Source organism: Rhodopirellula sp. SH410, assembly GCF_055811895.1.
This window is the reverse complement of record NZ_CM147949.1, coordinates 111216-125469: the sequence shown is the minus strand read 5'-3', so window position 1 is coordinate 125469 and position 14254 is coordinate 111216. Positions and strand designations below refer to the sequence as shown.

14 protein-coding genes and 1 pseudogene are annotated in these 14254 nt (G+C 57.6%); 8 read left to right on the top strand and 7 right to left on the bottom strand.

Annotation, left to right across the window (positions count from 1 at the left end; translation table 11 throughout):
* Positions 1 to 135 precede the first annotated feature (135 nt).
* From SH410x_RS00445 to SH410x_RS00430, 4 genes are all read left to right on the top strand, one after another.
* On the top strand, positions 136 to 1692 hold the full coding sequence (locus SH410x_RS00445) for a DUF1549 domain-containing protein (RefSeq protein WP_473677439.1): 1557 nt from the start codon (positions 136 to 138) through the stop codon (positions 1690 to 1692).
* A 209-nt stretch (positions 1693 to 1901) separates the two neighbouring features.
* Positions 1902 to 3170, top strand: a complete 1269-nt coding sequence (locus SH410x_RS00440) for a DUF1501 domain-containing protein (protein ID WP_473673651.1) — start codon at positions 1902 to 1904, stop codon at positions 3168 to 3170.
* Positions 3167 to 3694: an RNA polymerase sigma factor gene (locus SH410x_RS00435; protein ID WP_473673650.1), complete on the top strand. Its 528-nt coding sequence runs from the start codon at positions 3167 to 3169 to the stop codon at positions 3692 to 3694. Before SH410x_RS00440 ends, SH410x_RS00435 begins: the two co-directional genes overlap by 4 nt.
* A 65-nt stretch (positions 3695 to 3759) precedes the next feature.
* A complete protein-coding gene (locus SH410x_RS00430) occupies positions 3760 to 5793 on the top strand; it encodes a hypothetical protein (protein ID WP_473673648.1) in 2034 nt (677 codons plus the stop codon).
* 241 nt (positions 5794 to 6034) lie between these two features.
* Here SH410x_RS00430 and SH410x_RS00425 read toward each other — a convergent pair whose 3' ends face one another.
* Together SH410x_RS00425 and SH410x_RS00420 are read right to left on the bottom strand one after the other, a co-directional pair.
* The gene (locus SH410x_RS00425) at positions 6035 to 6244 is read right to left on the bottom strand and encodes a hypothetical protein (protein WP_473677452.1); all 210 of its coding nucleotides are present in this window, start codon (positions 6242 to 6244) and stop codon (positions 6035 to 6037) included.
* 16 nt (positions 6245 to 6260) lie between these two features.
* Positions 6261 to 6464, bottom strand: a pseudogene (locus SH410x_RS00420) (recombinase zinc ribbon domain-containing protein); the annotation flags it as partial.
* Between the two features lie 352 nt (positions 6465 to 6816).
* On the opposite strand from SH410x_RS00420, the gene SH410x_RS00415 reads away from it, so the two are divergent.
* The gene (locus SH410x_RS00415) at positions 6817 to 7179 is read left to right on the top strand and encodes a restriction endonuclease subunit S (RefSeq protein WP_473677438.1); all 363 of its coding nucleotides are present in this window, start codon (positions 6817 to 6819) and stop codon (positions 7177 to 7179) included.
* Here SH410x_RS00415 and SH410x_RS00410 read toward each other — a convergent pair.
* The 3 genes from SH410x_RS00410 to SH410x_RS00400 all read right to left on the bottom strand — a co-directional run bounded on the left by SH410x_RS00410 (position 7126) and on the right by SH410x_RS00400 (position 9004).
* Positions 7126 to 7494, bottom strand: a complete 369-nt coding sequence (locus SH410x_RS00410) for a hypothetical protein (RefSeq protein WP_473673646.1) — start codon at positions 7492 to 7494, stop codon at positions 7126 to 7128. The genes SH410x_RS00415 and SH410x_RS00410 overlap by 54 nt on opposite strands.
* The gene (locus tag SH410x_RS00405; protein ID WP_473673644.1) at positions 7491 to 8633 is read right to left on the bottom strand and encodes a hypothetical protein; all 1143 of its coding nucleotides are present in this window, start codon (positions 8631 to 8633) and stop codon (positions 7491 to 7493) included. The genes SH410x_RS00410 and SH410x_RS00405 overlap by 4 nt, the downstream gene beginning before the upstream one ends.
* Before the next feature lie 221 nt (positions 8634 to 8854).
* A complete protein-coding gene (locus tag SH410x_RS00400; protein WP_473673642.1) occupies positions 8855 to 9004 on the bottom strand; it encodes a hypothetical protein in 150 nt (49 codons plus the stop codon).
* Between the two features lie 30 nt (positions 9005 to 9034).
* On the opposite strand from SH410x_RS00400, the gene SH410x_RS00395 reads away from it, so the two are divergent.
* Both SH410x_RS00395 and SH410x_RS00390 read left to right on the top strand, forming a co-directional pair.
* Positions 9035 to 9952: a hypothetical protein gene (locus SH410x_RS00395; RefSeq protein WP_473673640.1), complete on the top strand. Its 918-nt coding sequence runs from the start codon at positions 9035 to 9037 to the stop codon at positions 9950 to 9952.
* A 187-nt stretch (positions 9953 to 10139) separates the two neighbouring features.
* The gene (locus tag SH410x_RS00390; protein WP_473673638.1) at positions 10140 to 10745 is read left to right on the top strand and encodes a hypothetical protein; all 606 of its coding nucleotides are present in this window, start codon (positions 10140 to 10142) and stop codon (positions 10743 to 10745) included.
* A 6-nt stretch (positions 10746 to 10751) separates the two neighbouring features.
* Here SH410x_RS00390 and SH410x_RS00385 read toward each other — a convergent pair whose 3' ends face one another.
* The gene (locus tag SH410x_RS00385) at positions 10752 to 11192 is read right to left on the bottom strand and encodes a hypothetical protein (protein ID WP_473673636.1); all 441 of its coding nucleotides are present in this window, start codon (positions 11190 to 11192) and stop codon (positions 10752 to 10754) included.
* 420 nt (positions 11193 to 11612) lie between these two features.
* Between SH410x_RS00385 and SH410x_RS00380 the strand changes: the two genes are divergently transcribed.
* Positions 11613 to 12719, top strand: coding sequence for a hypothetical protein (locus SH410x_RS00380; RefSeq protein WP_473673634.1), 1107 nt, complete (start codon positions 11613 to 11615; stop codon positions 12717 to 12719).
* Between the two features lie 139 nt (positions 12720 to 12858).
* Here the strand turns inward: SH410x_RS00380 and SH410x_RS00375 are convergent, their stop codons facing one another.
* Complete coding sequence (locus SH410x_RS00375; RefSeq protein ID WP_473673633.1) at positions 12859 to 14178, bottom strand: 3-deoxy-D-manno-octulosonic acid transferase; 1320 nt, start codon at positions 14176 to 14178, stop codon at positions 12859 to 12861.
* Between the last annotated feature and the right edge of the window lie 76 nt (positions 14179 to 14254).

Genomic DNA, 14254 nt, shown 5'->3' with positions numbered 1-14254 from the left:
GCGATGCGTTTCTGTCTGCCTGCCCTGCTCCGTACCCTGCGACCCGTCAGTCTTCTGCTGTTGGGTGGCGTGGTGAGTCTTGCGAGCAACTCGGTTGCCGTCGCAGCAGGCCCGTCGGCACCGCCTCAAGTCGCGATGATCAACGATGCCATTGAACAGGTGTGGCGGGATTACGAAATCCGCCCCGCCGGGGAAGTAGACGATACGCAGTGGTGTCGACGCGTCTTTCTCGACGTGATCGGTCGTATCCCCACCTATGATGAACTCGCCGAGTTCATGTCCGATCGAACACACGACAAACGCGCCGCCCTGGTGCAGCGGCTGCTCAACGACGACCGCTACGTGGAGGAGTACGCCAATCACTGGAGCGCGGTTTGGACCAATTTGCTCATCGGACGCAGTGGCGGTACGGATCGCCGCGATCTGACCAATCGGACTGGGATGCAGAAGTATCTGCGTGATAGCTTCGCCCAGAACAAGACGTACGACCGCCTGGTCCACGAACTGGTCTCTGCGACCGGGTCATCGACGCCCGGCAATCCGAACTTTAACGGGGCCGTCAATTTCCTCATCGGCAAGGTCAACTCCGAGAAAGGGACGCTCGCGACGAGCAGTGTTTCGCGGACTTTCTTGGGCCAACAGGTGCAGTGCACGCAGTGCCACAACCATCCATTCAATCAGTGGAAGCAGCAAAAATTCTGGGAATTCAACGCGTTCTTCCGGCAAACCCGTGCGTTGCGCCGGTTTGTCGATGGCACCAACGATATTGAGTCGGCTGAACTCGTCAATGAAGATTTCGCAGGCGAAGCGGGCACCCCCGAAGACGCACTCGTGTTTTATGAGATGCGAAATGGATTGCAAAAGGTTGCCTATCCGGTGTTCACCGATGGCACTGAAATTGCCAAAAGCGGGTACCTCGAAGACTCCAACCGACGTGACGAATTAGCGAGGTTGATGCTGCAGAGCGAGTATCTCGATAAAATGATTGTCAATCGGATGTGGTCCATGTTCCTCGGTTATGGCTTCACTCGCCCCGTCGACGACTTGGGGCCCCACCAGGCACCCTCACATCCCGTGTTGCTCGATTCGCTCGGCAAGGAGTTCCGCAAGGCCAGCTACGACTTAAAGGAATTGATCACCTGGATCACCCTCAGCCGCCCGTATCAGCTCGAAGCGACGCTGAGCAAACAAAACGAAATCGACGACCCATCGATTGGCGAGTCACCCAAGTTCTCACGTTTCTACCTTCGCCAGATGAGTGCTGAACAGCTCTACGAATCGCTGGTGGCGGCATCTGACGCGAAGGGGAAAGGCAGCTACGCCGACCAAGAGGCCGAGCGGCGAAAATGGCTGTCGCAGTTCGTCACCGCTTTCGGAACGGATGAGGGTGGTGAAGCGACGACATTCAACGGCTCGATCCCGCAAGCACTAATGTTGTTCAACGGCGAGCTGACGAAGAATGCCACGAGTGAAGCAGCGGGCTCCTTCATCGACCGGCTATCGAAATCGGGACGCTCCCCGCGGGAGCGGCTCACGCAGCTATACCTCACCGGATTGGCTCGCCGTCCGACCCCCAACGAAACGGCTATTGCCGGCAAACTGCTGACCGCTCGCGGGGGGAAAGAAAAAGAAATGCTGCAAGACATGTGGTGGGCGATCATCAATAGCAACGAATTTATCATGCAACATTAAGGAACAAGCGGGAAATTACTGTCTGATATTGTGGCTGAACGCTCTGCGGTCGGCTATTCCGACCGCGGAGCGTTCGGCCACTTATTTTCCGCTCGTTCCTAAGCAATCGTCCAAACGGGTGCTCATACCGATCACCATGAGGGTACAGCTTGCTGAGCTCTCCGTTTCTGAACCCTGAACCCTCACAATCTCCTCTCGAAGGAAAGATCATGGACTTCTCGACCCCCACCGGCATGACCCGTCGCCACTTCATGAGCCACTTGGCGGGCTCTTCGGCAGCGGCTGCCGCAGCGTTCACGCTGGGCAATTCGATCCAGGCCAATGCGGCGGAATTGACCCGCAACCGCAAGTCAGCGATCTTGCTCTGGATGGGTGGTGGCCCGTCCACGATTGACATGTGGGACATGAAACCCGGCGCACCGACGAGTGGCCCATTCAGGCCGATTTCGACGACCGGCGACATGCAAATTTGCGAGCACATGCCCATGATCGCTCAGCAGATGAAGCACCTGTCGGTCGTACGCAGCATGTCGACGCGTGAAGCCGATCATGCGCGAGGCCGCTATTACATGCACACCGGCTACGTCCCCAATCCCAACATCGAACACCCCGGCTACGGCAGCGTGGTCGCGCATGAATTGATCTACCAACGCCCTGAACTCGAGATCCCGCCCTTCGTTTCAGTGGGGGGCCCTGGCACCGGCCCGGGCTTCCTCGGCATGGCCTGGTCACCGTTTTCGGTCACCAGCAGCGGGCGGGTTCGGAATCTGGAGATGCAGATGAGCGACCAGCGGCTGATGCAGCGAATGGCCGCCTTGAAATTGATCGAAGATGGGTTTGCCAGCCGGACGCGAGACACGCCAGCGATGGAGCATGCCAAGGTGCTGGGGAAAACATTTGATTTGATGACGAGCGACCAGATGAAGGCGTTCAAGGTGGCGGAAGAACCCGAGGCTGTCAAAGAACGCTACGGCACCAATGGATTCGGCCAGGGCTGTTTGCTGGCCCGCCGCTTGGTCGAAGCCGGCGTGCCGTTTGTCGAAGTCGATCTCGGTGGATGGGACAACCACGCGGGCGTGCACCCCACACTCAAGGACCAAAAACTGCCCCAGCTCGACATGGCCATGAGTGCGCTCGTCGAAGACCTGGCGCAGCGGGAACTGCTCGACGACACCGTCGTCATCTGGATGGGTGAATTCGGACGCACCCCCCGAATCAACCAGGGTGCGGGCCGCGATCACTTCGCTCGGGCCTGGTCCTGTGTGGTCGGCGGTGGTAACCTCAAAGGAGGGCTGGCTGTTGGCAAAACCAGCTCGGACGGCAGCGCCGTGGAAACCGAACCGTTTAGCAGCGAAGATCTGATGACGACGGTGTGCAAGGGTTTAGGAATTTCCACAGAGACCACGTTTACCAGTAAAAACGGTCGTCCGATGAAAATCGCCGGAGGTGGCAAATTGATCAATGAATTGCTTGCGTGAGTGAACTTTCGACGGCCGAATTAATAGAGCGGCACCAAAACGGGGTGTGGCGATACCTTCGTGCTCTCGGATGTGACACCAACACAGCGGACGATTTGACGCAGGAGACATTTCTGCGTGTACTTCGTCGCGATAACTTCGTTCAACATTCAGACAAAGCGACGTCGGAGTACCTTCGCCGGACCGCCTACAATCTACTGGTATCCAGCCACCGCAAATTAGGCCGGATGCGAGTGACCGCTTCAGAAGCGGTGCTCGATGAAAGCTGGCAGCAATGGGCGGGCAAGGACCTGACGGGTGACGAGGCGGTCGATGCGCTCGGCGAGTGCTTGAAACTGCTCACCGATCGGGCTCGCAAGGCCCTACGACTGCGTTTTGTTGAGAACGTGCCGCGAGTCAAGATTGGCGAATCGCTCGGTATTACCGATCACGGCGCCAGAAACTTGATGCAGCGTGCCAAATCACAATTACGAGAATGTGTCGGCGAACGACTAAAAAAAACTATCGATGCCCCAAACATTTAGTGTAGAACGGGCAGTGCCTACTGGAACCGCCTGATCTCACTCCCCGTCCCACAAGGCGGACCAATATGATCCCCCCCCAACCGAACGACCCCCTCTCTTCTGGCGAAAATGCCGGCGGCCTTGAAGCCGCCGACAGGATGCTCGATGCGTTGTTGGCGGAAGTCCTCGCCGGCCAAACGCCGCCGGACCAAAGCGATATTATCATCCGCCGGCTGCAGCAACCGGTCGTTCTCAGTGCCGCGAATACTCGCAAATCCAGCAGTCGGCCGTCGCGAGGCCCTAACTCACCGTCAACCAGCTCCCCCTCAAACCGCTCCACCTCCCCTTGGAAGTTCGGGTGGGTTACCGCTGCGGGCTTGCTGCTGTGCGCGGGCGCTGCTGTGGGGATTCGGTATCAACGTGACGCGGCCATCGCACTCAACCCCGAAGCACTCCAAGGTAACCAGGGGGCTGAGGAATCCGGTTCGCAAGTCCAGCCTGGACAGTTGGCAGGTTCCGCCGCGGGCGACCGCAAATCGGATTCACCGACTCCGCGTGATCGCCTGCCCTCGCGCCCGATCGCGCTGGCCGATGCGTCCTCTGACTCCGAGCTGCCCAGCCGTGGTCCTATCGAGATGTTTGGCGAACCCGATTCGCAGCCGCTCATCGCGTCAGCGCCTTCGCGTAAACCCAAGGCGCAACCGCTGACCTTGGTCTCGACGTCGCTTGCCAATCACCTGACCCAGTACTGGGACCGTGCCGGCGTCCAGCCCACGAAACTATTATCGCCTGACGAGACTGCCAAACGACTGGCAGACCGACTGCATGTGAAAGTGGGGCCGAAGGCGATCAGCGACAGCCAAGCGATGCTGTCATTGCTCACCGAGGACCAGAACGCCAAGTCGCTTGCCGGACCGGTCCTCGCAGCGATTTCGTCGCGGCCTGATGCGAGTCTCACACGGCCGGTCGACAAGCAGATGATCGCCCAGGTTGCTGGGAGGCTCCGTGAAGGCCGAGGTTTCGATCGACTCATCGCCTCATGGTTCATCGAACAGACGAAGGCAGAGGGCGAGGGAGACGACAACACAGAGGCTGAGGAGAAACCCGAAGTAGCGTCCATCGGTAGCTTGTTGAGCCCCCTGAGCCAGCACGAAGCCGTTGTGAGCAGCGCCTCACTGGCACTTGGCTCGGACATGCGCTGCGTACGCTGCCACGACCTGCCCACCAGCGGCGCGGGCGCCATTGGCTCACAACATGAATACTGGCAGTTCGCCGCCAGTCTCTCCCCTTGGTTGGCTGGGAAGACCAATGCACCATCGGGATGGTTCTACGATACGCTCGACGGACGCCGGCGACTCGCCGTGATGGAAGGCGGCTCGGATTGGCCGCGGCAAATCGTTGGCTCTCGCCAACTCGCCGAGGGCTTAGTCGGTGCCATGTGGCAAATGGTGCACGGCCGACCGCTCACTTCGACTCCGTACGACCTCGCAGGTAGCGCTGACGATTCCGAACTGCAACAACTTCGCGATGAGCTCACCGACGATTTGGTCGCCAGTGATTTCAATTTGCTGCGGACGATCTCGTTAATCATGACCGATCCGATTGTCGGGCGCAGCACGCCAAACGCGATGACGCCGAAGGGACTACTGACAGCGAGTGCCGATCAGTGGATTCAAGCTGTGGCTGCGGTCGAATCGTTCGCCGCGGCGCCGCCTGCATCCATGCCCTCATCGCGAGTGGATCGGATGAGCCTAGTGCTCAATGAACTGCCGAATACGGGCTCCGTCGACTCTACCAGTGCACTGCTGGCTCAACCCTTGGGGAGCGATGATCTCGGATTAGACGACCTGCTGGGGCCGAAGAAGTTCCTGCCCGCTGAAATGCCCGAACCTTCGCCAGCGATGGTGGCGGGCTTACCGGTTCGCGCGACGATCGTGATGCCAGCGTGGATGGGGAAATTGCCTGACTTTGACAGCCGACTCGAACATATCGCAAACCTGGCTGGCCTCAGCGACGTTCCCGAAGATGTCAAAACACTGGCCGAGCAGATGCAAAGTGCTGAATTGGACGAGGCATTGATCCTACAGCGGATTTGGTGGATTATCCGCCCCCAGGATTGATCAGGGCGGCGTGATCCCATGTCAAAAGCGGATGCCCGACGAGAACGTTTGGTACTTCCGCCCTGCCCTGCCCTGCCCCATCATGAACCTCGTGTGGCCTGCATCGGCCCGGCCTTGGGATACCACCGCACCGAGGCGCCAGGCTGGCCCGCTTCAACCGGGCGTATCCCAATACTCGCTACCCAGCATAGGGATCACGCCTACGAAATGAGCCTCTCGGGCAGCATCGACGGAGTCGCCGTTAGTGCGAAAGGATGCATTGAAGGTCCGGCATGTCTTCCGCGTCGACCAACAGCAGGTTTTGTTTGCCCTTGGCAATCTGGGCTTCGAGAGCATCGAGGCGGTGTTGTAGCGCGGCGATTTCGCCTCGCCGGTCGTTGGCCTTGCGGGTCCGTGACCTTCGTGATCGCCTTGCGGTGTGCCCGTTGGCCTTTGGGCGAAAGCCAGACATCGCGGAAATGCTCGATCAACGTCGCTTCGATGACCCCCGTCCGGATCGAATAGTTGTTGCACGTACCCGAAACCCGCGAGCGTTTACATTTGTAGTACTGGTATTGCCCCTGGCCCTGGCTCGCGCCCGTCATGATCGAACCGCAGTGCCCGCATCGCAGAACGCCCGAGAGCAAGTACTTGCGAAACCGGCCGCCCGAGACTTTTGACCGCGCCTTCATCTTCGCTTGCACGGTTGCGAACGTCGCGTCGTCGATGATCGCTTCGTGGTTGTTCGGGCCCAGAATCGGAGCGAAGCCGTCCGTCGACTGCCCTCACTCCACGCCAAAGTGGACTGAGTCCGGAAAAATCTGCGTGAGAACTAACCAGTTCGCACCGGGACGACTCGACTTGGCGTCAAGCAAATTTGTTAGCGACAAGCCCCTTGAGGAACGTGTCCAGAGGCTCCGCCCGAAGCAGAACGACATAAGGAGAAATTCTTGGCGTGGCGTGCCGCGTGCCTGCGGATGTGGAACTTTGCCTTGGACAAAGAATGATGCTCATTCGACCAGGTAACTTTTCCAGCCACAGTACCTGGAGTACGTTCTCAATTCACCGCTAATAACTGCCATTGCAAAGAATCGAACAACCGGCGAGGCGGCCCCACGTGTCAATGTGTCGACTGTCAAAGCTTATCCAATACCCATTCCACCTCTAGCCGAACAAAAACGGATTGTGGCGAAAGTGGACGAACTGATGGCGTTGGTGGACCAGCTCGAACAGCAACTCGCCCACCCTCGGCCAGCAACTCCTCCAAGCCGTCGTCGCTCGGCGAACAGCTACGCCGGAGGCGACATAGGGTCGACTAGAAATGATCGCGACCGATTGGAGGCGAATCGCACGTCAGGGCTGAAACAACCAGCCGCGTGTTTCGGCATGAGATTTCAGCTTTTTTGATCGCTTTTCGATTTGCTTCCGCCCATGCTCGGAAAAATCAATCAGCACGTGCTCGGGGAACGGCTCCGGATCGGGGACAACGCTCAATTCTAATGCTTCGCATTCGCCAACGCTCACACCCAATGCGCCATCGGAAGCGTGGCCGAGCGTCTCGGTGTAGTGCTTCCACGCGGACTTAGCGTCGATCTGGTCACCATCGTAGGTTGAAAGATTGTCTTCATCTTTGGGTGTCGGACGAAAAGCCTGTGATGTGATCCTGCCTTCTTGAATAAAGGACGGATGGATCTGCCGTATCAATGTCGTTGAGGCATTCACTCGCCTGAGTCTCCAGAAACGAGCGAAGTCAATTGATCGGCAAGCCACTTCCAACCGTCAAGCGATGACAAGTCGATTTCACGCTCGCTCTCTTCGTCGCTGCTTTGGTTCAGTGCATGCCAATACGCCGTCTTCGATTTCAGGTCGATATCGAGCGTCGCCTCCCACTGATCGAGACTCCATTCCGCCTGCACGCCGCCTTCGCCCGTGGGATACAAATATGGAGCAGGTAAGCGGTCGGAGTAGTTTGCCTCGAATTGATCGGTCAGCCATTCCAAATCATCGACATTGGGTGCAACGCCTTTGCCTTCTAACCATCCATTGGCCAGAAAACTGAACTCTTCCAACCGTGCGCCGACATCCAATGAGTCGAGCAAGCTAATGTGCTCAACGGATTCGAGACCATCAAGTCGGTTGCGGCGATTGAATCGACCAACACCATCGATCATCACGCGCCCCCCCCGACGGAAACGATGGAAGGCATCTAAGATCGTATCGCGGTGCTCGGATTGGATGGGTGCGTCAATGACCCGCCCGTCGATCAGTTGCAATTGGAATCGGTCCTTCCGTTGATCTGCCTCGCAAACACTTCCCCGCAGCGTGACTTCCTCGGTAAAGCCGCCAGCGGACGATGCCGCAAGCGTTAAGTAGCGACGAGTTGCTCGGTTGATTCGTGCCGGACGCTTGGTGTCCGGATAGTTCAACTCCAATGCTTCACTGTCACGAAGGCTGCGTCCGATTCGATCGAAGTAGGCCAAGTGACTGTCTTGCAGAATCCCAGCAACCGAACGCTGGTGTTGTGCGTGGTCGATCGCGGTCACGATCGACTCTTTCGCTTTCGCAAAATAATCGCGATGGTCGACCGGAAAGAGTGTGCCCGTCACCGTCGAAACGCACAATACGATTTTGGGGATCGCACTTCCAACGCCAATCTCGGTAACTTTCAACGAAACTTCATCCGCGAATCCTTTTGGAATCCGTTTCCGTTGCGGGTTTTCATTTCGGTAGTGCCATTTGGCAACCTCGACAAGCAATTCCTCCAACGCTGACAAGTCCTTCAATACCTCAAGCGGAATCGAGTGCCCGTTAAAACGGTCACCGACTAAGCGAGGACTCAGAAAGTCAATGTTCTCGGTCATAAAATTACGTGCCGTTAAACGATACGGCGAGGGAAAAACCGAATAGCGGCCAGTTTTTACGTTCATTGTATGCAAATAGTTCGTCGAGAGATATGTCACTCGATCTCCTACAAATCGAGACTAGTGACGCTTATTCTCGCCGTCGGGATGGCCAGTCCCGACGGCGCAAACATGGCTACAACCAAATTGTCAAAGATCAGTGTCCGCCAGCGGGCTGGCGTTTATGGTTCGAGCAGTCGGTCTTCGATTTCCAATAGGCGTTCTTGCAACACGTTAACCGTGTTTTCGGCGGGCTCGTACTTGGCTCGCAGGTCGAAAAGGATGGCTTCGTGCGTTTCGGCTTGCTCCTTGTAGCGGTTCGCTTCGTTCACGAAGGGTGTCGCCTTCCCCTTCTCTCGGTCTTGGCGAGCCCAGCTTTCGCGCTTTTCCATCTCCTCGGCGAGGGACGCTCGCGTTTGATCGGCTGCGCTGAGTTCTTCGACGACCGAATCGTATTCGGCGACGAGTTCAGGGTCTATTTGTTCGTCTCGAACCTTCGCGGCAACCTCAAAGACAAAGAACCGGACGCCGACAAGATCGCCACCGTGCTGGCCGACAACGAACGGACGCTCGACGAACTACGCCACGACGCCGAACTACTGGCCCGCCGTCGAAACCTGCGTGACGAGTACGACGCGATCGCGCCGCTCGAAAGCGAAGCGACCAAGCTCGCCAAGCAGATCGACACTGCCGAGCAAGCCTTCGCCGCGACAGCCGCCAAACACGAAGAAGAAATGTCGCCGCTCTACATCCGGCGAACCGAGATCAACACGATCCGCAAGCGAGCGTCCCAGCCCCGCATGGAACTACGCAACACCTGCGAGGCCCCCGACAACAGCTTTCGCACGCAAGCGTTCTCTGGCCAACATGAATCGGTCATACGACCTCACGTCAGGACGCGTCCAAGCAGGAACGCCCATCGCGTTCTTAGCAAACCAATCGCGATACGCCTTATCCGCTTCCACCGCCAATGTCGTTCGCGGGAAGCAAGGTCCGTCATTGTAGATTCGTGTCGGCGACGTCTCATCCTTGAGGCTTTGTCCGTGGTGCTATTCGTCGTCCGACGATTGCTTCTCGTCGTCTTTGCACGCTTCCATGCGTTTTTCGTGAATATCGATCAGGACAGCTGCCCAAGCATCAGCAACTTCTTCGGGCAATACGAAAAGATCTTCGTCGTCGGTTTCTTCGTTCTGGCACATGCTCGTTCTCCAGGCGTAGCGAATAGGGTTGTTAATCCATTCAGCCTACATCCGAACCGTCCGAGTCTGTTGTTTCGATAGCCAGTTTGGCTTGCTGGGTGCGACGGCGATCTCGTGATTCGATCAGCAACCGTGCTGTATCCTCGGCTGCAGCATTAGCTTCGGGATGTTCGTCGTCAGCAAGTTCAATATAGACTTCCGTGTCTTGGTCCATACGCCTTATCTTGGGTCATTGATTCCCGGGGTCATTCTGCGAGATAATCAGTCAATGAGTACCAAGCAAAAAATCGTTAAAAAGAAAGTCAAACGGCAGTCTGGATGTCCACCGTTGCGATTCGATGATCGCCCCGAATCCCATGCAGAGATCGTCCGCCACTACAAGAAGTTCTTTCAGGCGGGTGCCGACTCAGAATCTCAGCACTATGCAGAACTCGGTAGCTTCGACAAAGCGTTGGCAGATGCCGCTTATGCCAAGGCGGCAGATGGGAAACGGCATCCACATCAATATCGTTTACAGCGTGCGAACTTGCAAAAAGTCCACCAACGATTGAAGCAATACGATCTGGAGTCCTGCGAAACCTTTCACGAACTATTCGTGATGGTTCACGAAGCGATAGCCAGCATCTCTGGTATCGGAGAATTGATGGTGTACGACACGGCCCATCGCCTTGGTGCGTATTTGAACCGGAAACCCGAATACGTCTATCTACATGCCGGAGTCCGTGTCGGCGCGAAGGCCCTCGGGTACAAGCCTTCGACGAAATGGATTGACCCGACGTCGTTGCCAAAGCCGTTTCAAAACCTAACAGCGGGCGAGATGGAAGATTGCCTTTGCATTTATAAACATGCGTTGCACGCGATAGCCGACCAATAGTCGGCATCACTCGCCGATGGGAATCCATCCGCGATGCGTTTCGGTGCGAACGACTAGCCCCAGCGTCTTGGCATGGGAAAGCCAGCGTCCAACCGTGCCTGCTGGCCGTTCCATTTCCTCGGCGACCTGCCGCCCGCTCAGTGGTTTGCCTTTGTAGAGACGAGCCAGCGTATCCGCTGCCAACGTCGCTCGTTCGTCGGCCAGCGACATCGAGGCGTCGGCATTGCTCGGCACCCAACCCCGCGTCACGTCGCTGTTGTGGGTACGAACGGGCTTGGCCAGTCCCTCCTCGGCCGCCATGTGCAAATAGACCAACGTCTGGCGGTGCCCCATCCCAACCGCCACGCCGATCCGTTTGGCGGATACCGGCGCACTGTCGTGCATCTTTTCGAGAGCGGCAACGACTTCGTTTGTCCGCGTTTCTTCGAGCGTTTGAAACTCGCTCACATCTGGTTCTCGTTTCGTACCACGGGGAACGCCGCATCGGCGGGTCGAGATGAAGGGCCAGGGGGCTGTTCTCGCTGACGCAGCAAAGCGTTCGTTCAGGGCGTTGGGCGTTCGGAGGTAACGACTCCTGCGTCTCATTTTTTTGCTTTGTGCGACTCAAAGCGGTATGCTGGCGCATGCCGAGAAAAAACGGACTCGCGCTCTGTGGGAACGCTGACTTGGGAAGAAATAGCTCGATCACTCTCTGTTCCCCGCATCACCTGCGTGCCCGACAGGAGTGTTCGGCTGGCTTCCCCCCACCGTTTCTGCTGAAGAGCCCTCGATTGAGAAATGGTGATTGATCGAGACACGCGCCCCGCTTTCATCGCAAACCGGCCTCTTTTCTTGTCGATCATCTCCCCCTACTCGGAGCCCTTGGTGATGTCAGCTTCTCTACAAACTCGCCCCGTCGCATCGGACCGCCCTGCCCTGCCCCGAACTCGGCCCACTGCTCAGACTGCAGTTCGAGTCCAACCGTCCATCATCAATTCGCCAGCGTCGAGACCCTTTACGCTGGATCAAGAACTCAAACAATTTGGAACCTGGGCGGACCAACCGATCTGGGTACCGCCGAAGGATGCCAGCGATAAGATGGCCAGATCCATGCTGCATCATTCATCATGGTTCGCCTCGCGTGAGAAACATTGGGACGATGTCACCGCCCGGCATCGCGATTCATTCACGCAAGTTCGCGAAATCGAAATGACGAAAGCGTCCATTCGGTTACCTCAGCAACGTCTATTTGTCAGCGTGACCGAACCGAAGGATTTCGGATCCATTACCGACGAGGTGCCGGATTGCGTGCAGACCCGGCTCGATGAATTCATGAGCGGCCCTGGTCGCCGCAAGGGCGTGAGGGTTTCGTATCTGAAACCGCTGTGTGTTGAGATCGACGATCAACTGCACTTCACATCGCGTGAGGACATTTTTGCGGCTGTCGAAAAGATCAAATCGGAAGTATTTTCGCACTATCATCGCTGGTTGCCACTCTATGTCGCCAAAGATGTTGCCAAGGCGGGAGTGCAAGCGGCGATTTTCATTCCGCGAGTCTGCACGCAGTTCGTTGCCAACCGTCGTCAAAAGGCGCTCGATGACTACCGCGCGAAACTCGAGTTCCAGCGGCGGCGCACGGCACTTTTCGCCGTCGAGGCACACCACCAGTGCCGCTCGCAAGGCTGCACGTTTGATGAGATGCTGGCACTCACCAATCCTCTCGAGACGGCGGACGTGATCCGGCAGTATGGAATCGAAAAAAAGTTGACCCCATCCCGTCAGGACGAGCTACTGCACCTGGCCGCTGGCGTTCTTCCCTGGTTCACGGCCTTCTCACTGGGTCTGTCTGGAGCTGCCTCCATCACGATGCTGTTCCTGACACCCCTGACGGTCTGTGACCCCGCATTTGTGGCCGAGTTCCCTGACCAGCCCGGCGTGCTCTGGAACATCGGTCATTTCGACGAGATCAACGGTGTGCGCCACGTGGAAATCTAAACGATTGCAGGGCAATGCTCTCTCTGGACTGACGTCCTGAGCGAGCACAAGCCGTCACGACCGCAGCGGACACGAAGGAAGCAAGCCAACGTAAACTCCCCAGCGCCGTAGACGGTTTCATCGCTGACGTCGCCGCTGATCAAGCGGCGTGTCGCTGGGCGTCCTGAGGGATCGATCGCATCCCCAGAAGTTCGGTCGTGCGGTCGTAGGCACCACGATGCTGGTCCACGATTTTCTGGGCGGCGTGGCCCAGGGAATCGGCAGCAGGGTGATCATTGAGGCATCGCCGCACGAAAGCTTCGAGTTGTTCTTCGTCCGCAACGCGGACGGCACCATGCCCATCGATGAGCTGGTTTGCAATCGTGGCGAAATTTTTCGTATTGGGCCCGAACGAGACGGCGCAACCGTATCCGGCCGGCTCGAGCATGTTCTGGCCGCCGCGATCGCCGAAGCTGCCACCCACTGTTGCGATATGAGCCACGCCCCACCAGTGCCGCAGCTCGCCAATCGTGTCGACGAGAATGACCTCGTCGCCCTCCCACTCATCGTTGAACTGACAATCGTCGCGACTACGTCGAATCACGCGATCCCCACTCGCGACAACCAACTCGGCAACCTGGTCAAAACGCTCGGGGTGCCGGGGCACGAGAATCAGCCGCAGTTCGGGATGCTCGCTGCGGAGACGATGATAGACATTCATCGCCATTGCTTCCTCGCCGGCCTGGGTGCTGCCGAAACACCACACCCGATGCCAGGCACTGACGCCGGCCCAATTCATCCGAGCGGTAACTTCCGTTGTATCACGCGAACGGGGTGCATTGTCAAATTTGAGCGAACCGGTCACGCGAGCCCGATCCCGCTCGACTCCACAAGCCACAAAACGGTCTGCCGTCACTTCGTCTTGGCACCCGACTGCGCTGAGTGAGGCGAACGTCGGCCGCAGCAGCCACGCGAACTTTTGGTAACGATCCGAACTCCGTTCGCTGAGCCTCCCGTTGATCACCGTGATAGCACAATCAACGCGTGTCGCCGCAGCAATCAGGTTGGGCCACAGCTCGAGTTCGGCAAGTACCAACTGGCTGCACCTGAGATTCCGCAGCGTGCGGCGGACCGCCCACGTGAAATCGAGTGGGCAGAAGAACACACGTTCCTGACCAAAATGCTTAACCGCGAGATCGTACCCGGTGTCGGTCGACGTACTGATTACGATCGCTGATTGGGGCGAATGAGCAGACAACAATCTGGCTAATTCAGGCAGCAAATTGACTTCACCCACGCTCACAGCATGCAACCAAATCGATCGGTCGCAGCCGCCGAGAAGTTCCGCGGCATGCTGCGGAGACAAACCGAAACATTTCTCGGAGGCACCGCGACGATATCGCCCGTACCGGACGAACCGGTAGAGAATCACTGGCGAAAGCAGAGAGAGGGCGACAGCGTAGAGAAGATTCAGAAACATCCGTGTTCCCTGGTAGATCGATTGGATTGATTCGGCGTGACGGAGCCCACCGGGCGACCGGATCGAGGCTCAGTCC

Coding starts and splice junctions, on each gene's coding strand:
- SH410x_RS00445 (WP_473677439.1), top strand. CDS start 136: ATGATCAACGATGCCATTGAACAGGTGTGGCGGGATTACGAAATCCGC.
- SH410x_RS00440 (WP_473673651.1), top strand. CDS start 1,902: ATGGACTTCTCGACCCCCACCGGCATGACCCGTCGCCACTTCATGAGC.
- SH410x_RS00430 (WP_473673648.1), top strand. CDS start 3,760: ATGATCCCCCCCCAACCGAACGACCCCCTCTCTTCTGGCGAAAATGCC.
- SH410x_RS00425 (WP_473677452.1), bottom strand. CDS start 6,244: ATGTCTGGCTTTCGCCCAAAGGCCAACGGGCACACCGCAAGGCGATCA.
- SH410x_RS00405 (WP_473673644.1), bottom strand. CDS start 8,633: ATGACCGAGAACATTGACTTTCTGAGTCCTCGCTTAGTCGGTGACCGT.
- SH410x_RS00390 (WP_473673638.1), top strand. CDS start 10,140: ATGAGTACCAAGCAAAAAATCGTTAAAAAGAAAGTCAAACGGCAGTCT.
- SH410x_RS00380 (WP_473673634.1), top strand. CDS start 11,613: ATGTCAGCTTCTCTACAAACTCGCCCCGTCGCATCGGACCGCCCTGCC.
- SH410x_RS00375 (WP_473673633.1), bottom strand. CDS start 14,178: ATGTTTCTGAATCTTCTCTACGCTGTCGCCCTCTCTCTGCTTTCGCCA.